Below are 20,598 nucleotides of genomic sequence, written 5' to 3' on the forward strand. Positions count from 1 at the left end.
GCTCACGCGCCCCAGCGTAGGCCGGGGGTGTTGACCGGAGCGTCCCAGAGGCGTACCAGGTCGTCGTCCACCTTCAGCAGGGTGACCGAGCAGCCGGCCATCTCCAGGGAGGTGATGTAGTTGCCGACCAGCGAGCGGGCGATGGTGATGCCGGCGCGGTCGAGCAGTTGGGCCACCTCGTTGTACATCAGGTACAACTCGATCAACGGGGTACCGCCCATGCCGTTCATGAAGGCGATCACGGAATCGCCTTGCTGGTAAGGCAGATCGCTGACGACCGGGTCGACCAGCATCGCGGCGATCTCCTTCGCCGGTGCCAGCGGCAACCGTTGCCGGCCGGGCTCGCCGTGGATGCCGATGCCGACCTCCATCTCGTTGTCGGCCAGGTCGAACGTCGGCTTGCCCGCCGCCGGGACCGTGCACGAGGTGAGCGCCATGCCCATGCTGCGACCGTTGTCGTTGACCCTCTTGGCCAGGTCCGCGACCTGCTGCAGCGGCTGGCCCTCCTCAGCGGCCGCGCCGACGATCTTCTCCAGCAGCACCGTCACACCGACGCCGCGGCGGCCGGCGGTGTAGAGGCTGTCCTGGACGGCGACGTCGTCGTTGGTGACGACCGACAGCACCTCGGTGCCCGCGTCGGCCGCGGCCAGTTCGGCGGCCATCTCGAAGTTCATCACGTCACCGGTGTAGTTCTTCACGATGTGCAGTACGCCGGCGCCCGCGTCGACCTCCTTGGTCGCCGCCATCATCTGGTCCGGCACCGGCGAGGTGAACACCTCACCCGCGCAGGCCGCGTCCAGCATCCCGAGCCCGACGAAGCCGCCGTGCATCGGCTCGTGCCCGGATCCACCCCCGGAGATCAGTCCCACCTTCCCGGTCCTCGGTGCGTCCTTGCGGTACACGATCCGGTTCTCGTGATCCACCCGCAGCCGATCCGGATGCGCTGCCGCCATCCCCCGCAGCGCCTCACTCACAACATCACCAGGTTCGTTGATGAGCTTCTTCATGGCACCCATCTGAGCACACGCCCGCCCGGAACGGGAGCCCCCTGATCACACGGGGGTCGCGGCCTTCACCTCGGACAGCAACGGAATCGACCGGATCGGTCGGCTCAGCGTGAGCAGAAGAGACGCGACGGTGAGGATCGCGCCCAGAACGCCCACCGCGGTCCGGTGCCCGAAGCTCGCCAGCATCACGCCGCCGAGGGCAGGAGCAAGCGGCTGGGTGCTGGTGGCGAGGAACATGACGGCACTCTGCGCCCGCCCTTGCAGATGGTCCGGTGTGATCAGCATCTGGTAGCCGAACAGACCTGAGTTGAGCGCCGGGAGCAGGAGCATCGCCAGGGAGAGCAGCACGATCAGTGCGGCTGGTGCACTGGTGAAGGCGGTCGCCGTGAACGTGCACGCGACGATCCATGAGCCGACGATCGCGATGGCGCCGGTGCTGAACATGGCCAGCAGTTTCGGGGTGAGGATCGCGCCGAGCAGGCCGCCGACGCCCATGCCGGTCTCCAGCAACCCGATCACGGACGGCCGGACGCCGCGCTGCTGGAGGTCGAGGATGAGGACCAGGACTGTCCCGTTGGCCGCGAAGTTCAGTGCGGTGGCGACCAGTGCGATCGTGCGCAGGGCGGGCTGCGCGAATAGCCAGGTGATACCGGAGCGGATCGAGCGCAGCATCGGCTCGGGCTTGGCATCGCGGGTTTCGGGAGCGCCCAGTGGATGGCGGATCAGCGCCAGCAGACCGGACATCACCAGGTAGGACAGTGCGTCGATCGCCACCGGGACCATGCGGCCGACGGCGAAGAGCAGTCCGCCCAGCGGTGCACCGGCCAGCGAAGCGACGTACATACGGCCCTGGTTGGCGGCGACCGCGGTGCCGATGTCCTCGGGCGGGACGATCTGCCGGAGGGCGGCGTTCTGGGCCGGCATGAAGAAGGCGGTGCTCATGCCGCTGCCGAGGGCTACCACGATCAGGTGCCAGATGGTCAGGTCGTCCATCCAGCCGGCCACAACGACTGAGCCGTACAGTACGGCGCCTGTCACGCCGCAGCTGATCAGCACTACCCGGCGGCTCGTCCGGTCGACCAGTGCTCCGGCCGGCAAGGAGGACAGGGTGGCACCCAGGGCGTACGCCGCACCGACCAGACCTGACTGTGCCGGAGAACCGGTGATGGCCATGGCGAGCAGCGTGAAGACGAAGGTGCTCATCGCCGAGCCGAGGGAGCTGATCGTCTGACCGCTCAGCAGCTTGAGGTAGTCGCCGTTGCGCAGTAACCCCCGACCTGACATAACTGGGAGATTAGGTCCATACCAGGTCAATTACGGACGACTTGCAGCCTGCTGCAGTCAGTCCTTCGGGCGCAGGAGCGGCCGGACGACCTCGCGGGCGTCGTGGATGCGCGACTTGACCGTGCCGAGTGGGGCGCCGACCTCGGCGGCGATCTCCTCGTACGACAGGCCGTAGACGTCGCGGAGCACGAGCGGGGTGACCATCTGGGGCCGGTCGCGCTCCAGCGTCTCGAGTGCCTCGAGCAGGTCCAGGCGGGTGCCGGCGATGACGCTGGTGGTGCGGGGGTCCGGCTTCTCCATCGCCTCCGGGTTGTGCGCGGCCTGGGCAGTGCGCTTCAGCTTGCGGTACGTCGACCGGGCCGAGTTCGCCGCGACCGAGTGGACCCAGGTGGAGAAGCTGCTCCGGCCGGAGTACGTGTGGATCTTGGTCGCGATGTTGAGCAGCGCTTCCTGAGCCGCGTCCTCGGCGTCCGCGGAGTACGGCAGCACACTGCGGCAGATGCGCAGTACCCGCGGATGGACCAGCCTGAGCAGGTCGTCCATCGCGTTCTTGTCGCCCCCCTTGGCCCGTTCGGCCAGGGCTCCGAGGTCGTCCGTCGGGCTGGTGCTCTCGCTCATCTGCGCCTTTGCTGTCATTCCGCCCCCGGCAGGGGACTCCCAGTGATCCATAATGCCTTGTATGGGGGTCCCGACCAGACTTGGCCGCTACGTCGTGCGCCGACGCCTGGGCTCAGGCGGTTTCGCTACGGTATGGCTTGCTCACGATGAGCAACTGGATGCCGAGGTCGCGATCAAGGTGCTCGCGGACAACTGGGGCCACGACGACTCGGTCCGCCGCCGGTTCCTCGAGGAGGGCCGGTTCCTGCGCCGGGTCGAGTCCGAGCACGTGGTCCAGGTGCACGACGTCGGCGAACTCGACGACGGCCGCCCCTTCCTCGTGCTCACGTACGCCGATCGCGGCACCCTGGCCGACCGGCTGAAGAAGCAGCCGCTGCCGATGGTCGAGGCGGTCGACGTCGTCGTCCAGGTCGGCCGCGGCCTGCAGGCGCTGCATCGGCGCGGTCTGCTGCACCGCGACGTGAAACCCGCGAACGTTCTGTTCCGCAGCACGGACGAGGGCGAGCGGGCCGTGCTGTCCGACCTCGGCCTCGGCAAGTCGCTGGACGAGGTGTCACGGATCACAATGCCCGGCGGCACCCCGTCGTACGTCGCTCCCGAACAGGCGATGGGTGAGCGGCTGGACCAGCGCGCCGACCAGTACTCCCTCGGCGCAGTCGCGTACGCCGCTTTGACCGGGCGGTCACCCCACCAGCTCGACGGCCTCGGCGCGGCCGGCCGGGTCGCGGCGCCGCCACCGCCGAGCTCACTCGGGTTCGAGCTGCCCGAGCAGGTCGACGCCGCGATCGTGCGGGCCCTGGACCCGGACCGGGAGAAGCGCTGGCCGGATGTGCAGTCGTTCACTCGTGAGCTCGTCGGTGGTCTGGACGAGACCACGCACGGATTCGTGCCGGCGTCCTACGGCATCCGCGACACCTCCGTGGTCGACAGCCCGTCGGACGACAGCGAGACGACCGCCCTCAGCGACGCCAACAAGCCCACGATCGTCAAGCCGGCGCCCGAGCAGCCCGAGGAGACCGCTCCGGCCGTCGCCTCGGTCGAGCCGGCCACGGAGCCGGTGACTGCTCCGAAGCGGAAGCGGCACCGAGGCCGATGGGTGCTCGCTGCCGTCCTGGCACTGATCGTGGGCGGTGGGGCCGGGTTCGGAGCGCAGCGCTACCTGTCCGGGCGCGAGGTCGTGCCGCTCTCCTACGGCTGGGTCAACCTGGAGATGCCGAAGGGGTGGGCGAAGTCGGTCGCCGACGCGGACTGGCAGCCGCCGGGCACCACGCTGTCGTACCCGGCGCTCCGGGTCAGCCAGGACCCGAGCTGGTCGACGAGGTCACCCGGAGTCTTCATCGGCATGACCGACGCGCAGGTCGCCCGCCTGTCGGTCGGTAGCGGTAAGTCGTTCGGCTGCGTCGCCGACGAGGAGGTCAAGTCCTCGACGGTCAACGGTTCCGCGGTGACCGAGCGGTTCTCCACCGGCTGCGGTGACGGCGGCAGTATGCTCCTGCAGCGAGTCGTGGACACGGGGACCACCGGCTCGATGCTCGTTCAGGTCCTGGTACCGGCCAACGGCCGCGACCAGGCCCTCGAGATCGCCCACTCGGTGTCGTTCACCGGCTGACGAGCGCTTCTGTCCTGCTCGGTCCCGAGGAAGTCCCTGGTGTTGCGTTTCGCGTTCGACCGGCTGCGGCCGTCACCTGCCCTGATCCAGTCCACCCGTCGCGGCTTCTACCGCCTCCGCTCCACCATCTTCCGAGCCATCTGGCCGATTGACTGACCGGACTTCGGGTACGGCGTACAGCGTGTTCGACGGTTTCACGACATTCGACGTACCAGTGTCCGGGGCAACCATCCACGGCCGCCGCGGCGGCGACGGACCGCCCGTCCTGCTGCTGCACGGTTTCCCGGAGACACACGTCATGTGGCATCGCGTCGCCCCAGCGCTGGCCCGGGAATTCAGCGTGGTCGCGACCGACCTGACCGGCTTCGGTGACAGCACGGCCGGTGACACCCACTCGATGCGGGAGCTGGCCACGCACCAGGTCGAAGTGATGCAAGCCTTCGGGTACGACGCTTTCGCGGTAGCCGGTCACGATCGGGGTGCCCGGTGCGCGTACCGGATGGCGCTCGACCACCCGGACGTCGTGACGAGGCTCGCCGTACTGGACATTGTGCCGACCGGGGATGCGTTCGACCGGGCGGACAAGGAGTTCGCGCTGGGGTACTGGGTCTGGTCGTTCCTGGCGGCGCCGGAGCCGATCCCGGAACGCCTGATAGCGCAGGAACCTGAGCTGTTCGTGCAGCATTGCCTGGACAGTTGGTCCGCGGCCGACGTGTTCCCGCGAGAGGTCCGGAACGAGTACGTGCGCCACTTCCGCGATCCTGCCACCGTGCACGCGATCTGCGAGGAGTACCGCGCCGCGGCGACTGTCGACCACCAGCACGACACGGCCGATCGCGGCGTACGGCGGATCGGCTGTCCGGTGCTGGCGTTGTGGGACCCGTCGGGTGCGGTGGTCAGTTGGTACGGCGATCCGATCGCGATCTGGCGGGAGTGGGCGGACGAGGTCGTGGGAGCGCCGATTCCAGCCGGGCACTTCATGGCCGAAGAGGCTCCGGCCGAGACACTCGATCGGTTGATGCCCTTTCTGCGTGGGGATGTACGGTCAGCCAGGTGATGGCCAGCCCGACCAGCCACAGGCTGGTGCCGATGTAGGCGAGGGTGTGGAGGCCGGTGATCATGCCGGCCGGTCTGCCGACGATCGCGCCGTACAGAATGATGCCGATGGCACCGAATGCCTGCCGGCAGGTGTTGTTGACGCCGCTGGCGAAGCCGGCGCGGTCGGGCGGCAGTGAGGCGACCGCTGCGTTGACGACGGCGGCGGTGAGGAAACCCATGCCGATGCCGAGGCCGAGCTCTACGGGTATGAGCTCGCGGTAGCCGCCGTGAACTATCAGCAGGCAGGCCGATCCGGCTGCTCCGAGCACCAGACCGATGGTCATGGGCAGTCGAGGACCGTAGCGGGCGGTGATGCGGCCGGACACCGGAGCGAGTACGGAGAGCGGCAGGAACAACGCGATGAGCTCGAGACCGGCCCGGAACGCGTTGTGGCCAAGGTGTTCCTGGAGATACAGCGTCAGTACGAGGACTGTGCCGAGACCGACCAGATTCATCAGGCCGGCGGTGACATTCGCACCGACGAAGTCCTTGCCGATGCGGAGTGGGCTCCGCGTGCCTTGCCGGGCCGATTGATGCTGGGGGATCAGGCGGAAGGCCAGTGGCAGGCCTACGGCGATGATCGGGAGGTTGATCAGGAACACAGCCCGCCATCCGAGGCCACTGACCAGCGCACCGCCCAGCAGCGGACCGGACGGCAGCGAGAGTGCTCCGGCGCCGGCCCAGATGCCGACCGCACGAGCCCTTGCCGCACGGTCGACGTACCGGTCGGTGATGACGGCCAGCGTGCCGGGGAGGAGCAGAGCGGCGCCGATGCCTTGTATTGCGCGCGCCGCCACGAGTAGCTCGATGGTCGGAGCCACACCACAGCCGAGCGAGGCCAAACCGAACACGGTGAGACCTGCGAGCACCACGCGCCGGTGACCGATCCGGTCGCCCAGTGCGCCGCAGACGAGGAGCAGCGCGGCGAGCGTGATCATGTAGCCGTCGACGACCCACTGCTGTCCGGCGAGCGTCGTACCGAGGTCGATCCGGATGTCCGGAAGCGCAACGTTGACTACGGTCACGTCGAGCTGGACCAGGAAGATCCCGACGCAGAGGAGGGCGAGAAGCATGTGTTCCAACCTCGCATCGAATCACTTCGGGTTGCGTCGAAGTGTGACGGTGTGAGCATGGAGACATGGAGTTCACCGGGGATGCGGATGTGGCCCGCGCGGCCGCACTGCTGGCTGAGCCCGCTCGCGCGAAGGTGCTGATGGCGCTGGCGGACGGCCGGGCGCTCCCTGCGTCCCTGCTCGCCACCGAGGCCGGTGTGTCACCGCAGACGGTCAGCTCACACCTCCACAAGCTGCTGGATGGCGGTCTACTGGAGATGGAGCGCTCCGGGCGGCACAGGTACTACCGGCTCGCTGGTCCCGAGGTGGCCGCGGCGGTGGAGGCAGTGGCACGCATCGCCAAGCCGCAGCCGATCAACTCGCTCCGGCAGAGCACTCGCGCCGCGGCACTCCGCGAGGCGCGCACCTGCTACGACCACCTGGCCGGTCGGCTGGGCGTTGCCCTGCTCGAAGGCCTGGTACGGCGTGAGGCACTGGTGCGGACTGACGGCGGCACCGGCACGGACCGTCGGCCGGAGGATCCACTGGCGCAGCAGCTACCGGATGGGCCGTACGCGTTGGGTCCTGCGGCTTCCGAGGTCTTCGGCGAGCTGGGTGTCGACCTGTCGGAGAAGGCATCTGGCCGACGGCTGCTGAGGTTCTGCGTCGACTGGAGTGAGCAACGGCATCACCTGGCCGGTCGCCTGGGCGCGATGGTCGCCAACGCAACACTGGAACGGGACTGGGTACGTCGGAGGCCCCGACAGCGCGCAGTCGACCTCACGGATGCCGGTCGGCACGCTCTGGCTGACCTGCTCGGTTAGGGCGTGTCCCGGCGTACGACGCTCTTGGACGCGTGGTCGAGAACGTCGAGCAACGCGTCCTTGTCCTGCGGGAGACCGGTCGAGCTCATCTCGATCGCGCAGAGGCCACTGTCGTCGGCGACCCAGCGGACGATGACGTACCGGATCACCCCCTCGGACGTCTGCGACTCGGGCGGAAGGTAGGTGTAGGCGAGCGTGGCCTGGTCGTCCTCCACTTGCTGGGAAACGATCGTCAGCAACTGGTTCTTGTCCAGGGTGTTGAGGTCCTTGATCCGCGCGGCCATCGACGCCGCCGGGGGACGGCTGATGGTGAAGCCCGCCTCGATCCGGATCCAGCGCTTCGACGTCGGATCGGTGAACCGCGCGTAGTTCGGCGGATCGGGCTGGGTGATCCGCCAGTTGTACGGCACCCGGGCGCTGACATGGGACTTGACCACGAGCTCCGCGGTGAACGACCGGGTCTTGTAGCTGATGTCGTCCGCCTGCAGCGCAGGCCTGTTGTCGGGCTTGGGGGTGCGCGTCGGCGCCGCGGGTGTGGGTGTCCCCGACGGCGTCGGTGATGCGGTCCCGAGTGGAGCCGCCGCGCCGGACGCCACCGCGGGCTGCGCCTCGCCGATCAGCAGTCCGACCCCGTATCCGCCCGCGCCTCCGAGGGCCGTGATCACCACCAGCCCGGATCCCAGCAGGGCGCCAACCGTCCCCCGACGAGCCACGCCTGCCTCACCTCCCCACTCGAAGCCCTACTTCAATGACACTTCAACCCGCCACAAGGTTGCAGCAGCCCGGTAACGATTCCATGAAAAAGCTGCCGGCGGGGCAGCAGACCTTCGGCTCAGCCGGTCTCGCGGACCGACTGGGTGGCCCTCAGCAGGACCTCGTCCAGCGCGGGCGAGTCGTCGGGCAGGCCGGTGATGCTCATCTCCACGTTGGCCAGGTCGTCGCCGTTGGTCGAGACCCAGCGGACGATCACGTAGCGCAGGGTGTCGGTCGGAATGTAGGTGTAGACCAGCGTCGAGACCGTCCGCATCTGGTCGTCGTCGCCGACGATCTGCTCGGTGGTCTGGGACTGGATCCGCAGGTCGTCCTGCGGCGGCAGGCTCTTCTTCAGGTCGATGACGAGGCCCGCCAGCGCGTCCTTGGTGGGGATCGGCGGGCGGTTCGCCTCCACCCGGACACCCCGCTCGTTGCGGGAATCGAGGTACTTGACCTCGGCCGGACGCTTCGGGTCCGTCTTGAAGTGCCAGCCGTCCGGTACCTCGATCGCCATCTGCACCGACTGGTAGTCCTTCGGCGAGACCGTGAAGGTACGCCGCCGGAAGCTCAGGTCGGTCTCTAGCGGCGGGATCGTGTTGGGCACCGGAGTCTTGACCGGCAGCGGCGGATCGGACGGTGTCTGCGACGGGGTAGGCCCGGCCGGTGTCACCTGACCGAGCGGGGCCGCCTCACCGGAGGCCGTCGCCGCCGGGATGTCCCAGCGATCGCCGGCGAAGTAGCCGCCGGCCGCCCCGAGGACCGTGATCAGCAGCAGAACGATGACCAGAATCGGACGTTTCACCGGCCCACCGATCCGCGGTTCGGCGCCTGCTCGGTGGCGTCGAGGAGGGCGTCGTACGGCGGGACCCGCGGGTTGCCGGTGGGTGGGTTCGAGGGCAGGCTGCAGCGTCCGGCCGGCCGCGGAGCGTACGGCGGGCTGACCGGTCGGGCGCAGGCGGTCGCGGACACATCCTCATCTTCTCAGGCGACCCGGGCAGGGACCCAAAACGTGTGATCCGGTTTTCGCACCGGCCCGAACTGAATCCTTTCAACGAGGTCTTGACACCCCTCCGGGGCGACCGTAGCGTCCCGCGTGAAAAAAGTAACACGAATACACGATTACTTCACATCCCACAGCGGTACTTCAGAGGCGGCTGTCGCCTCGCTCAGGAGGAACTCATGGCACTCGATCAGACCGTCAGCCGGCGGCGTCTCCTGCAGCTGATGGGAGGCGCCGCCGCGGTCGGCACCCTGGCGGCCTGCGGAGGCAACGGTGGCGGCTCGTCGTCCGGCGGGCAGCTGAAGGTGATCGGCGCCGGCAGCCAGGAGGCCGGCCTGCGCAAGGCGCTCGACGACTACAAGAAGGCGAACTCCGACTTCGACTTCAATCTCTCGTTCTCACCCGCCGACCAGCTGCAGACCGCTCTCCGGGCCCAGCTCGCGGCCGGCAACGCGCCCGACATGCACGCGGTCTACCCGGGCAACGGCAGCGCGATGTCGATGGTCCAGCTCAGCAAGGCGAACCTGCTGACCGACCTCAGCTCCCAGTCCTGGACGCAGAAGATCCCGGAAGGCTTCAAGGGCGCCTTCCAGCAGGACGGCAAGACGTTCATTTTCTCGCCCGGCACCAGCGTGCTCGGCGCGATCTACAACAAGAAGGCGTTCGCAAGCGCCGGCGTCGAGCCTCCCACGACCTGGTCGGAGCTGCTGACCGTCTGCGACAAGCTGAAGAAGAAGGGCATCGTTCCGATCGCGCTCGGCGCGCAGACCCCGTGGGTCACCCAGCTGATCGACTACGCGCTGGTGCCCGGCACGGTCTACGCCAAGACCCCGGACTTCGACGACAAGATGATCGCCGGCAACGCGTCGTTCGGCGACTCCGGCTGGGCCGACGCGATGGACAAGTACCTGGAGTTGCAGAAGAGGGGCTTCTTCAACGACAACCCGAACGGGACGACGTACGAGCAGGCCACCTCGATGGTCGGCACCGGCAAGGCCGCGATGGCCGTGCAGGTGTCCGCGGTGCTGCAGGCGTTCCGGGACGCGTCGCCGTCGCCGGACGACCTCGGCATGTTCCCGTTCCCGGCCACCGACGTCGCGGCGGACAACTGGATCCCCGGCGGCATCGTGGTCGGCATCGCGGTCAGCGCGAAGAGCAAGAGGGCCGAGCAGGCGAAGAAGTTCATCGAGTACTGCGGGCAGCCGGAGGTCGTGAGCGCCTGGTCCCAGGCCGTCGCCTGTGTTCCGCTGTACTCCGACGGCGATGCGAAGGTCGACCCGGTGCTGACGTCGTTCCTGCCGTACCTGAAGGACAACAAGGCCGTGCCGTTCATGGACCAGCGCTGGCCGAACGCCGAGGTCCAGCCGACCCACTTCGCCGTCGTCCAGGAACTCCTCGGCGGCAAGACCACGGTCCAGGGCGCGCTGAAGAAGATGGACGAGGCCTACCGGAAGACCGCATGACCGTCACCGCTCCACCGGTCACGCCGGTACGACGGGACGCCTCGAAACCACCGCGGCGGCGGGGCGGCGGGGTCGCGCCGCCGTGGTTGTTCGCGGCCCCGGCACTGGTCGTCTACGCGCTGGTGATGCTCTACCCGAGCATCGTGGGCGCGGGGTCGGCGTTCACCGACTGGTCCGGTGTCGGCGAGGCCCGGTCGTTCGTGGGCGTGGACAACTTCAAACAGTTGGTGCACGACGACCAGGCGCTGGGCGCGTTGCGGAACACGTTGCTGCTGACCATCGCGATCGTCGTCGTACAGAACGGGATCGGTCTGCTGCTCGCGCTCGGCGTACACACCAACATCAAGAGCCGGATGGCATTGCGGGTGATCTTCTTCGCGCCGGTCGTGGTCAGCCCGGTGATGGTGTCGTTCCTGTGGAAGTACGTCTACAACCCGGCGCCGGACGCGGGCCTCAACGCGGCGCTGAACGCGATCGGGCTCGGTGCTCTGCGCCAGGACTGGCTCGGGAATCCGTCGCTGGCGATCTGGTCGGTCGCGTTCACGGTGATCTGGCAGTGCGCGGGGTACTCGATGGTGATCTTCCTGGCCGGACTGGAAGGCGTACCGCAGGAGTTGCACGAGTCCGCGATGGTGGACGGTGCCGGGACGGTCGCCCGGTTCCGGCACATCACCTGGCCGCTGCTCGCGCCGGCGGTGACGATCAACGTGATGCTGTCGACAGTGGGCGGGCTGACGCTGTTCACGCAGATCATCGCGATGACCAACGGCGGGCCCGGGTACGCGACGGACACGTTGTCGACCGTGCTGTACAAGCAGGCCTTCGTGTACGGGAAGTTCGGTTACAGCACGGCGGTCGCGCTGGTACTGGCGATCTTCGTCGCGGCGGTGTCGTTCATCCAGATCGGGTACCTGCGATCGAGGGAGACGGCAGCATGAGGACCGGCTATCGTCCCCGCACGTTCGTGCTCGAGATCGTCATGGTCGCGGTGGCGATCGCGTTCCTGTTCCCTGTCTATGCACTGGTGACGCTGGCGTTCAAGGATCCGCAGCAGATCGCGAACAAGCCACTGTCACTGCCTTCGCCGCCATCGGTCGGCAGCTTCGGTGAGGCTTGGCAGTCCGCGTCGCTCGGGTCGGCGCTGCTACACAGCACGCTGATCACTGTTGCCAGTGTGATCGTCCTGATCGTTCTCGGGTCGCTGGCGGCGTACTTCCTGGCCCGGACCGTGACGCGGCTCAGTTACAGCCTCTACATCCTGTTCCTGGTCGGCATCATCCTGCCGTTCCAGCTCGGGATGATCCCGCTGTATCAACTGGTCAACAACATGGGTCTGCTCGGGACGTACCAGGGCATGATCCTGTTCTACACCGGCATCCAGTTGCCATTCACAGTGTTCCTGTACACCGGGTTCATCCGCTCGCTGCCGGCCGACTACACCAACGCGGCGTTGATCGACGGGGCCTCCCATCTGCAGGCGTTCGCGCATGTGATCTTCCCGTTGCTGCGGCCGATCACCGGGACCGTGCTGATCCTGAACGCCGTCCACATCTGGAACGACTTCTTCACCCCGCTGCTGTATCTGGGCGGCTCGGGCCGGGAGACCGTGCCGGTACGGGTGTTTGCCTTCGTCAACGAATACACGTCCGACTACGGGCTCGTCGCGGCCGGTCTTGTGCTCGCGGCGCTGCCGATCCTGGTCGTCTTCCTGATCCTCCAGCGGTACGTCATCCGTGGCTTCTCCAGTGGTCTGAAGGGATAACTGTGGCTCTCCCCGAGCGCCTGGCGTCGGTTCTCACCGATCCGCCCAGGGCCTTCTCACCTGCGCCCTTGTGGTGGTGGAGCGGTGAACCGCTCGACCCGGCGCGGTTGCGCTGGCAGTTGGAGCGGTTCGTCGAAGGTGGCGTGTACCAGCTTGTCGTCATGAACCTGGCGCCGGCCGGGACCGACCACGGCTGCGACGCGGACGACCCGCCGTTCTTCTCCGAGCGGTGGTGGGAGATCTTCCTCGGCGTCTGCGACGACGCTGAGTCGCTGGGTGTGTCGTTGTGGTTCTACGACCAGCTGGGGTTCTCCGGCGCGGACATCCAGGCGCGACTGGTTGCCCGGCAGCCCGCCTTCGCAGGGCGCCGTCTGCAGCGGCTGACCGTGAGTGGCACTGGTCGGTTGGTACTGCGTTGCCCCGCCGGGGGTCGCGTTCTGGGGGCTGTGCTCGGCTCGGAGCCCGTGCCGGTGGTTGATGGCGTTGTCGAATGCGAGGCGTCCTCCGAGTCGCGGTTGTCGTTGTTCTACGAGACGGACCACGGGTTCGACTACCTCAGTCCTTCCGCGTGTGCCGCGTTGCTGGACCAGGTGCACGGGGAGTTCGAACGACGGTTGGGGGATCGGCTCGGCCAGGTGGTCGTCGGCTCGTTCCAGGACGAACTGCCGTCCGTGCCGACGTGGTCTGCCGACTTCGCCGAGCGGTTCGTCGCGCGGTACGGGTACGACGTTCGCGACCAGCTGGCCGCGTTGTGGGATCTCGACGTACCGGATGGGGCTCGCGTTCGGCGGGACTATCACGCGTTGCGGGCTTCGCTCGCCGAGGAGGCGTTCTTCCGGCCGTTGCACGAGTGGCACGAGAAGCACGGACTGATCGTCGGGTGCGACCAGCAGGATCCGGCGCGGGCCGGCCGTCCGATCGAGGGCGTGGAGTTGTACGCCGACTATGCGCGGACGCACCGGTGGTTCAGTGCGCCCGGGTCCGATCATCATGGGGATGCGCGGATCCACTCGTCGTTGGCGCATCTGTACGACCGGCCCCGGACGTGGATCGAGGCTTTCCACTCGACCGGATGGGGTGGAACGCTGGAGGAGACGTTCGACTGGTTACTGCCGTGGTTGCGGACCGGGGCGACGCTCTACAACCCGCACGCCGTCTACTACACGACCCGCGCCGGGTGGTGGGAATGGGCGCCGCCGGCAACGGATTGGCGGCAGCCGTACTGGCGTCATCACAAGTCGTTCGCTGATGCGGTGACGCGGCTGTGCGCCGCGCTGTCGCTGGGGCGGCACGTGTGTGATGTTGCTGTGCTCTTCCCCAGTGTGACAGCTCAGGCCGACACGGGGCTGGACGGTCCTGGGCCGATTGCTCTTCGTGCGCAGGAGGTCTATCGCGAGCTGATCGGTGACGCGACGTGGTTCGCTCCGGTGCCGGGCGTACTCGACCGAGCCCGGATCGACGCCGACGTGATCGACGACGACTCACTGGCCGGAGCCGAGGTTGGGGACGGTCCACGGCTGCTCGTCGCGAGCGAGTCCTATTCGGCCGTGGTGTTGCCTGCGGCAACTGTGCTGGAAGACGCGGTGACCGAGCGATTGTCCGAGTTCGTGCTCGCGGGTGGGATGGTGGTTGCTGTCGGCACCGTTCCGCCGGGACTGCCGGAGGGCGTCGTACTCGTCGCCACGGCCGCCGAGGTTCCCGGTGAGCTCGGGAGGTCGCAGCGACGGGTCGAGGCTGACGTGCCGATGCTCGCGCGGGAGGTGGACGACGCTCTGGTCGTGTTCGTCACGCCTACCGAGTGGAGTGCGACGGAGATCGCGGGACCGCCGGTGGGGCGCGGGATCAGTCATGAGTGGGCCAGTGTCGGATACACGTTCGATCCTGGGCGCTATCGCCGTGAGGTCGTCGTACAGGTCCGCGACGTACCGGGACCGCCGCTGCTCGTGGACCCGTTCGGTGGGGAGCCTCGAGCCCTTGCGTATAAGACCGTCGGCGAGCTGACCGAGGTCGCCGTACCATTCGATGCCGGCCCCGCGGCCCTGCTGGTGTTTGCCTCCGACAACCCATCTGCGGCTCTCGATGCTCCGATGGTGCGGGAGGTGGAGACCCTGGACGGCGACTGGGACGTGACGCTGATCCCGACGCTCGACAACCGGTGGGGCGACTTCGCCTGGCCGGCCTCGCCGTCCTCGGACTCCGTGGTCGAGCGCTGGGCACTTGAGCACCGGGTCGAGGGATCCGATGACTGGCGTCCGGCGCACGCGACGTTCGGGCCGCACGGCCTGATCGAAGGCCGGCCGATCGAGTACTCCGAGAAACTCGGCATCCACAAGGACCCGATCCATCATCACGCGCTCGGTCCGAAGGGCCATGTCCCTGAGGACTTCCTCGACTTCGGCACTGTGACTGCTGGCGACACCGTCACGTTCACGGCCGCCTTCACGGTGGATGCCATCGAGAGCACGGTCGTTGTCGGCACCGCGGCGGCCAAGGAGCTCCTGATCGACGGCAGCCTCGTGCCGATCGAGGATTTCGGTGGTCACTTTGCGTCGGGCGCTGTCAGCCTCGCCGCCGGTTCGCATCACCTGGAGCTCCGGTTGACTCCTGAGGTGGATCTCCATCTCCGCGCGAACGTCGCCTTCGTCAGCGACCTCACGTCGTGCCGCCGCCCCGACTGGATCGCTGTCGCCGAGCCGCCGGAAGCCGGGACTGCGATCCGCTACACGACAACCGTCGTACCGGGCGACTGCTCCGAACTGACCTTGACCGCGTGGGGCTCGGCCAAGCTGGTCGTCAACGGTGCGGAGGTTGGCCGGCAGGGCGGGTTCATGCCGTACGAACGCACAACGCCCCGAGTCCGCCGGTACGACGCTGCGTCGGCGCTCCGACCGGGTGCGAACACGATCGCCGTCGAGGTCACCCAGCCAACCCCGATCCTTGTCGACGGCCTGGCCATCAGCGACCACGACTGGCACGCCGAGGTCGCGGACGCCGTCGTACCAACCGTCCGCCGCCGCCCCCAACACCGCGCCCTGGCCGACCTCTACCTGACCCGCCGACCACACCCCTTGCCCGCCGCCTCCTGGCTCGACGGCACCCCAACAGCCGCTCCCGCGTCGTCCGCGGTCGTGCCCGTCACCTTCGCCGTACCAAGATCCGCTCCCGAGCGCATCGAACACCTACGCTTCCCCCTCCCGCCAGGCACAACCCGCCTCGAGCTGGACGTACTCGGCGAAGCAGTCCTAACAGTCGACGGCACCGAACTAACCACCACCACCGCCGACCCGCCCGCCGCCGACCCCTCCGCCTCCGGCCCGTCCGCCTCCGTCCCCACCGCCTCAGGTCGCCGGGACGTCGCCGCTGCTCCCACTCGACACCTGGATGTCGCCGTACCTGCCGGCTCGCGCGTCGGCTGGCTGACCGTCCTCACCCAACCCGGCTTCGAAGCCGGCGCCGCCCTCGCCGGCCCCATCCGAGCCCACGTCGGCCCCGGCCGCATGTCCCTCGGCAACTGGGAGGACCAGGGCCTGTCGGAGTACTCCGGCGGCGTCCGCTACACCCGCCAACTACACATCCCCGAGACCCGCGATCTCCAACTCGACCTAGGCCGCGTCCGCGGCACCGCCGAGGTCTTCCTCGACGGCGTCTCCGCAGGCACCCGCTTCTGCGCCCCCTACACCTACAACCTGCCCGCCACTCCCGCCGGCCCCCACACCCTCACCATCGAAGTCTTCAACACCCTCGCGCCCCACCTGAACGCCACCAGCCCCACCCACTTCATCTTCCCCACCCAAAAAACCTCCGGCCTACAAGGCCCAATAACCCTAAAAACCACCTAGCCCCCACGCCCCAATCCGCGTCGCCCAGGCTGGTCTCGTCCAGGCGAAGTGGACGGATCGGATCCTCGACGAGCCTTCCGCAACCTCAAACTGAACCGGCCCGACCTGGACCCCGGTCAAGCTGGACCGCAGGCGGGAGCTGATGAACAAGGCGAGCCGCGATGTGCTGGTCAGGGGCTACGACCCGCTCATCGAGATCGTCGACCTGCCCGATGCCGATGACCGGCACGTTCTCGCCGCAGCGATCAAGGCTCACGCTCAACTGATTGTCACGGACAACACCAAAGACTTTCCGCGGCCGGCGTTGCGTCCTGGAACGTCGAGGCGAAGAGCGCTGACGACTTCGTACTCGACCTCATCGACCTGAGCCGGCAGACGGTTTACGCACAGGTGCAGCGGATGGCGGACGCCCGGCAGAGGCCTCCAGAAACCGTGGAGGACGTGCTCTGCTCACTGGAGCGCGTCGGTCTCCTCAGTAGCGTCGCGGCGCTGCGGCGATGACAGACGGGGGCGGGGGAGGAGGAAGCGGTGGTAGGTGGTGAAGGGGGTGAAGCCTATTCGGTGGTAGACGGGGGCGCCTAGTTCGGTGGCTTGGAGTGTGACGGTTTGCGCGCCGTGCTCGAAGGCTAGGCGGGCTACTGCGGTGGTGACGAGGGTGCCTAGGCCTCGGTTGCGGGTGGCGGGGGTGGTTGCTACCCAGTAGATGCCTGCGGTGGGTCCGTTGTGGATGAGCATTGCGCAGGACGCGGGTGTGCCGTTCACTCGGGCGAGTACGGCGGTCACGTTCGGGGCCAGCAATGCATCGGGGGAAGCGAAGTGGTCGACGGCTTCGGCGGGTCGGCCGGCGTTGACGAAAACCTCGCGGTGTACTGCGGCGAACGCTTCGGAGTCGGCGCGATCGGCGACCCGGATCAACTCGACGTCGGCGGGTACGGCGGGCTCCGGTGGCGGTGTGCGTAGTGCCATACCTGGCGCGGTGGACCGGAGTTCGAACCCGCTGGCTTGGGCCTCCTTCGCCAGGTCCTGGTCTCGATGGGTGGCGACCCACAGCACGATGGGCCGATCATGCGCGCCCCCGAACGCGCGCGCTTCATCCACGACTCGGCCAGGGGCAGTGTCGGGGCTCACTCGCAACGCCGTGTTGTGGAACGCCCCCACGAAGTCGGTCCTGGATGCCACCAGCAGAGTGTCCGCGCGTCGGGTCGCCACCGCGCCCTCGCCGTACCGACCGAAGTGCTCGACCGCAGTCTCCACACTAAGATCCCCGGCCGCACGGAGGTCGTCGCCCCCAACAGGATCCACAGCAGCACACATGATCCGGGACACTAGTCGTTCAGTTGAGCAACGCACGGAGCGCCCGCAAGCCGGGCGACTGAGCTCGGCTTGCGGGCGGGCCCGGTCAGGGAGTGGGGATGGCGCCTAGTTGGCGTAGTTGGGAGAGAGTGTCCACCACGCCCCAGGTCTTGGTGATGCGGCCGGAAGCGACGCGGAAGATCATGATCTCCTTGTAGGAGATGCGTTTTCCGGTCGGGGCGATGCCCATGAAGTCGCCCTCGTGAGTGCCGGTGACGGTGTTGCGGCAGACGAGTTTGTCGCCTTCTGCGATCACGTCCTCGACGTGAACGTCCAGGTCGGGGAAGGCGTGCAGGAGCAGGGACCACACCTGCTTCACGGCCTCGACGCCGGTGGTTCCGATCGGCAGCGGAGTACCGAGCTCGACGTTCGGGTCGAAGAGTTCGTCGATGGTCTTGGCGACGACGTCGGGATCGGCGCTGTTCATCGATTCGTGCAGGCGCGCGAAGATGGCCTTGGTGGTTTCCGTTGTTGCTGACATGGGGTTCTCCTGGATGGTCATTTCTGCAGGACTGCCTGGATCTCGAGGGTGATCGACACCTTGTCGCCGACCACGACGCCGCCGCCGTCCATCGGGATGGTGTTGGTCATGCCGAAGTCGCGCCGGTTGATCTGCGCGGTCGCCGAGAAGCCGGCCCGCTGTCCGCCGAACGGATCCGTGGTGAAGCCGTTCACCTCCACGGCGAGTGGCACGGGACGGGTGACGCCGTGCACCGTCAGCTCGCCGTCGATGATCCAGCCGTCGCCGGACGGACGGATGCCGGTGGAGCCGTACGTCATCGTCGGGTACTTCTCGACCTCGAGATAGTCCGCGGTACGGAGGTGGTTGTCCCGCGGTTCGTACCCGGTCTCCAGAGACCCGAGGTCGATCGTCGCGGTGACCGACGAATCGCGAGGATCGTCGGCCGTGACGATTGTGACGTCGTACGCCGTGAACCGGCCGCGGACCTTGGTGACCATCAGGTGGCGGGCGGAGAAGGCGATCTCGGAATGTGCCGGGTCGGCTGTCCAGGTGCCGGGCAGATAACCCGGGACCAGTTCGTGGGCAAGGTTGGAAAGTTGGTCGCTCATACCCAGGTGACGAACGAATGATCGCCTGGGGGACAGCCCGGATTCAGAGTCGTTCGAGCTGCCGGGCCAGGAACCGTCGTTCGGGTGTCGTGGTGGCCAGGTCGAGCGCCCGCCGGTACGACGCTTTGGCCTCGGCGTCGCGGTGGAGACGCCGAAGCAACTCGCCGCGGGTCGAGTGGAAGTAGAGGTAACTGTCCAGCTCGAGGCGGTCGACCGTGCGCAGTGCCCTGGCAGGATCACCGGCCTGAGCGACCGCAACGGCGTAGTTGAGCTCGACCACCAAGGAGCCGGTGAGCTCGATCAGTCGCCTATACAGGCCGGCGACCTGCGGCCAGTCGATCTGTTCCCGCGTCTGAAGGGACGCGATCGCCGCCTGCACGACGTACGCACCTCGGCCGCCCAACGCGATCGCTCGGTCGAGTACGGCGCGGCCCGCCGCGAGTTGGCGGCTGTCCCAGAGCGAGCGGTCCTGATCGTCGAGCAGGACGAGATCGTCGCCGGAGAAGCGAGCCCTGCGCCGGGCGTGGTGGATGACCATCAGCGCGAGCAGCCCGTGAACCTCTGGCTCATCCGGCATCAGCGCGGTGAGCACCCGCCCCAGGCTGATGGCCTCGGCGCCCAGGTCGACGCGGCCGCTGTAACCCTCGTTGTAGATCAGGTAGATGACGGCCAGCACGGCATCGAGGCGGTCCGGCAGCAGGTGTGCCGCAGGGACCGCGAACGGGATGCCGGTCGCCTTGATCTTGTTCTTTGCGCGGGTCAGGCGCCGCTTCATGGTCTCTTCGGAGACCAGGAACGCCCGGGCGATCTCGGCGGTCTGCAAGCCGCCGAGGGCTCGCAGTGTGAGCGCCACCTGACCTTCGAGCGGCAGCGCCGGGTGGCAGCAGGTGAAGATCAGCTCGAGCCGTTCGTCCTTGATCACGGTGTCGTCGAACTCGTCCATGACGGCCTCGGGTACAGGTAGCAGATGGATCTTGTCGGCCAGGGTGCGTTCGCGGCGGATCCGGTCGATCGCGCGGTTCCGCGCCGTGGTCGTCAGCCAGGCGGCGGGACTGGACGGCGTACCTTCCGTCGGCCAGCGGTGCGCCGCGATGACGAACGCCTCCTGGACGGACTCCTCGGCCTTGTCGAAGTCACCGAGGAACCCGACCAGCGAAGCCAGCACGCGGCCCCAATGCTCGCGGAACACGTCCTCGAGCGTGCTCAACGGCGTGCCACCGGCCGGATCTCCACACCGCCGCCGAGCCGGGCCGCGGGAATCCGGGCCGCGAGGTCGATCGCATCGTCCAGGTTGGCCGCCTCGATCACGCAGAATCCGCCGAGCACCTCCTTGGTGTCCGCGAACGGGCCGTCGGTCGTGAGCGTCCGCCCACCGGCCACCCGCACACTCGTCGCCGTCGCAGCCGGTGCCAACTGCGCCATGTCGACGAAGCGGGAGTCATGGGCCAGTTCGGAGTACTCCGCATGCACCTCGTCCGGAGGCGCCGCGTCGTACTCGGCCTCGTTGTAAACAATCAGGGCGTACTGCATCACAGCCTCCAGGCAGTCGTCTGTCACCCCCCTGACGAACGAACGCCCAGAAACGGGACACGATCTACCGCGCGAGTTCAGAACGGGCCTGCATGAGAGCGAACCCGAGAAGGTTGAGCCCACGCCAAGCCGCGGGATCGCCGGCCCGAGGATCGTCTGCCGCGAGCCCGATCCCCCAGATCCGGTCGAGCGGACTGGCCGTCCAGACGTCCTCGTCGAACCTCCGGATATCCCGTCCCGCTGCCCCCAGAAGAACAAGAACTTGACCCGCTGACCCTCCGCCACAACCCGCTGAAGTTCCACGACATCGCCCAGCATCCAACCAGCCTGGCAGT

The 20,598-nt window shown here is 67.8% G+C and carries 22 protein-coding genes; 9 read left to right on the forward strand and 13 right to left on the reverse strand.

The annotated features are described in order from the left end of the window. Positions 1-2 precede the first annotated feature (2 nt). The 3 genes from dhaK to E0H75_RS06755 are packed head-to-tail and all read right to left on the reverse strand — an operon-like array spanning position 3 to position 2,909. A complete protein-coding gene (gene dhaK, locus E0H75_RS06745; RefSeq protein ID WP_131512265.1) occupies positions 3-1,007 on the reverse strand; it encodes a dihydroxyacetone kinase subunit DhaK in 1,005 nt (334 codons plus the stop codon). 45 nt (positions 1,008-1,052) lie between these two features. Next, a complete protein-coding gene (locus E0H75_RS06750) occupies positions 1,053-2,291 on the reverse strand; it encodes an MFS transporter (RefSeq protein WP_131512267.1) in 1,239 nt (412 codons plus the stop codon). Between the two features lie 57 nt (positions 2,292-2,348). Continuing rightward, on the reverse strand, positions 2,349-2,909 hold the full coding sequence (locus tag E0H75_RS06755) for an RNA polymerase sigma factor (RefSeq protein WP_131512269.1): 561 nt from the start codon (positions 2,907-2,909) through the stop codon (positions 2,349-2,351). A gap of 61 nt (positions 2,910-2,970) precedes the next feature. Here E0H75_RS06755 and E0H75_RS06760 point away from each other — a divergent pair, with 61 nt between their 5' ends. Both E0H75_RS06760 and E0H75_RS06765 read left to right on the forward strand, forming a co-directional pair. Continuing rightward, positions 2,971-4,518, forward strand: a complete 1,548-nt coding sequence (locus E0H75_RS06760) for a serine/threonine-protein kinase (RefSeq protein WP_238162871.1) — start codon at positions 2,971-2,973, stop codon at positions 4,516-4,518. A 148-nt stretch (positions 4,519-4,666) separates the two neighbouring features. Next, positions 4,667-5,575: an alpha/beta fold hydrolase gene (locus E0H75_RS06765; RefSeq protein WP_202872841.1), complete on the forward strand. Its 909-nt coding sequence runs from the start codon at positions 4,667-4,669 to the stop codon at positions 5,573-5,575. Here the strand turns inward: E0H75_RS06765 and E0H75_RS06770 are convergent. Next, a complete protein-coding gene (locus tag E0H75_RS06770) occupies positions 5,496-6,689 on the reverse strand; it encodes an MFS transporter (RefSeq protein ID WP_131512271.1) in 1,194 nt (397 codons plus the stop codon). The genes E0H75_RS06765 and E0H75_RS06770 overlap by 80 nt on opposite strands. Before the next feature lie 65 nt (positions 6,690-6,754). On the opposite strand from E0H75_RS06770, the gene E0H75_RS06775 reads away from it, so the two are divergent. Then, entirely contained in the window at positions 6,755-7,492 is a 738-nt protein-coding gene (locus E0H75_RS06775) for an ArsR/SmtB family transcription factor (RefSeq protein WP_131512273.1), read from the forward strand. Here the strand turns inward: E0H75_RS06775 and E0H75_RS06780 are convergent. The 3 genes from E0H75_RS06780 to E0H75_RS42935 all read right to left on the reverse strand — a co-directional run bounded on the left by E0H75_RS06780 (position 7,489) and on the right by E0H75_RS42935 (position 9,214). Then, a complete protein-coding gene (locus E0H75_RS06780) occupies positions 7,489-8,205 on the reverse strand; it encodes a hypothetical protein (protein WP_131512275.1) in 717 nt (238 codons plus the stop codon). The two genes, E0H75_RS06775 and E0H75_RS06780, sit on opposite strands and share 4 nt — an antisense overlap. A gap of 119 nt (positions 8,206-8,324) precedes the next feature. Continuing rightward, positions 8,325-9,047, reverse strand: a complete 723-nt coding sequence (locus tag E0H75_RS06785; protein WP_131512277.1) for a hypothetical protein — start codon at positions 9,045-9,047, stop codon at positions 8,325-8,327. Beyond that, positions 9,044-9,214: a hypothetical protein gene (locus tag E0H75_RS42935; RefSeq protein ID WP_165553486.1), complete on the reverse strand. Its 171-nt coding sequence runs from the start codon at positions 9,212-9,214 to the stop codon at positions 9,044-9,046. The genes E0H75_RS06785 and E0H75_RS42935 overlap by 4 nt, the downstream gene beginning before the upstream one ends. Before the next feature lie 210 nt (positions 9,215-9,424). Between E0H75_RS42935 and E0H75_RS06790 the strand changes: the two genes are divergently transcribed. From E0H75_RS06790 to E0H75_RS45210, 6 genes are all read left to right on the forward strand, one after another. Next, positions 9,425-10,708 carry an ABC transporter substrate-binding protein gene (locus tag E0H75_RS06790; protein WP_131512279.1) on the forward strand — a complete coding sequence of 428 codons (1,284 nt, stop codon included), beginning with the start codon at positions 9,425-9,427 and terminating at the stop codon, positions 10,706-10,708. Continuing rightward, positions 10,705-11,646, forward strand: coding sequence for a carbohydrate ABC transporter permease (locus tag E0H75_RS06795; protein WP_131512281.1), 942 nt, complete (start codon positions 10,705-10,707; stop codon positions 11,644-11,646). The genes E0H75_RS06790 and E0H75_RS06795 overlap by 4 nt, the downstream gene beginning before the upstream one ends. Further along, positions 11,643-12,470, forward strand: a complete 828-nt coding sequence (locus E0H75_RS06800; RefSeq protein ID WP_131512283.1) for a carbohydrate ABC transporter permease — start codon at positions 11,643-11,645, stop codon at positions 12,468-12,470. The genes E0H75_RS06795 and E0H75_RS06800 overlap by 4 nt, the downstream gene beginning before the upstream one ends. Before the next feature lie 2 nt (positions 12,471-12,472). Then, positions 12,473-16,309 (forward strand): hypothetical protein, encoded by a 3,837-nt coding sequence (locus E0H75_RS42940; protein WP_165553488.1) that lies wholly within the window; start codon positions 12,473-12,475, stop codon positions 16,307-16,309. 142 nt (positions 16,310-16,451) lie between these two features. Beyond that, positions 16,452-16,676 carry a PIN domain-containing protein gene (locus E0H75_RS43500; RefSeq protein ID WP_202872842.1) on the forward strand — a complete coding sequence of 75 codons (225 nt, stop codon included), beginning with the start codon at positions 16,452-16,454 and terminating at the stop codon, positions 16,674-16,676. Positions 16,677-16,699: 23 nt separating this feature from the next. Continuing rightward, positions 16,700-16,810, forward strand: a complete 111-nt coding sequence (locus E0H75_RS45210; RefSeq protein ID WP_475009170.1) for a VapC50 family PIN domain-containing toxin — start codon at positions 16,700-16,702, stop codon at positions 16,808-16,810. On the opposite strand, the gene E0H75_RS06815 is transcribed toward E0H75_RS45210, so the two are convergent. From E0H75_RS06815 to E0H75_RS43505, 6 genes are all read right to left on the reverse strand, one after another. Next, a complete protein-coding gene (locus E0H75_RS06815) occupies positions 16,760-17,563 on the reverse strand; it encodes a GNAT family N-acetyltransferase (RefSeq protein ID WP_165553490.1) in 804 nt (267 codons plus the stop codon). The genes E0H75_RS45210 and E0H75_RS06815 overlap by 51 nt on opposite strands. 145 nt (positions 17,564-17,708) lie before the next feature. Next, positions 17,709-18,143 (reverse strand): ester cyclase, encoded by a 435-nt coding sequence (locus E0H75_RS06820; RefSeq protein ID WP_131512287.1) that lies wholly within the window; start codon positions 18,141-18,143, stop codon positions 17,709-17,711. A gap of 17 nt (positions 18,144-18,160) precedes the next feature. Continuing rightward, positions 18,161-18,733: a YceI family protein gene (locus E0H75_RS06825; RefSeq protein ID WP_131512289.1), complete on the reverse strand. Its 573-nt coding sequence runs from the start codon at positions 18,731-18,733 to the stop codon at positions 18,161-18,163. A 43-nt stretch (positions 18,734-18,776) separates the two neighbouring features. Then, positions 18,777-19,940, reverse strand: coding sequence for an RNA polymerase sigma factor (locus E0H75_RS06830; RefSeq protein ID WP_131512291.1), 1,164 nt, complete (start codon positions 19,938-19,940; stop codon positions 18,777-18,779). Next, the gene (locus E0H75_RS06835; protein WP_131512293.1) at positions 19,937-20,263 is read right to left on the reverse strand and encodes a YciI family protein; all 327 of its coding nucleotides are present in this window, start codon (positions 20,261-20,263) and stop codon (positions 19,937-19,939) included. The genes E0H75_RS06830 and E0H75_RS06835 overlap by 4 nt, the downstream gene beginning before the upstream one ends. 64 nt (positions 20,264-20,327) lie before the next feature. Continuing rightward, positions 20,328-20,585 (reverse strand): NADAR domain-containing protein, encoded by a 258-nt coding sequence (locus E0H75_RS43505; RefSeq protein ID WP_238162872.1) that lies wholly within the window; start codon positions 20,583-20,585, stop codon positions 20,328-20,330. Positions 20,586-20,598 lie beyond the last annotated feature (13 nt).

Origin of the sequence: Kribbella capetownensis (assembly GCF_004331485.1) — a bacterium.
GTDB classification, from domain to species: domain Bacteria; phylum Actinomycetota; class Actinomycetes; order Propionibacteriales; family Kribbellaceae; genus Kribbella; species Kribbella capetownensis.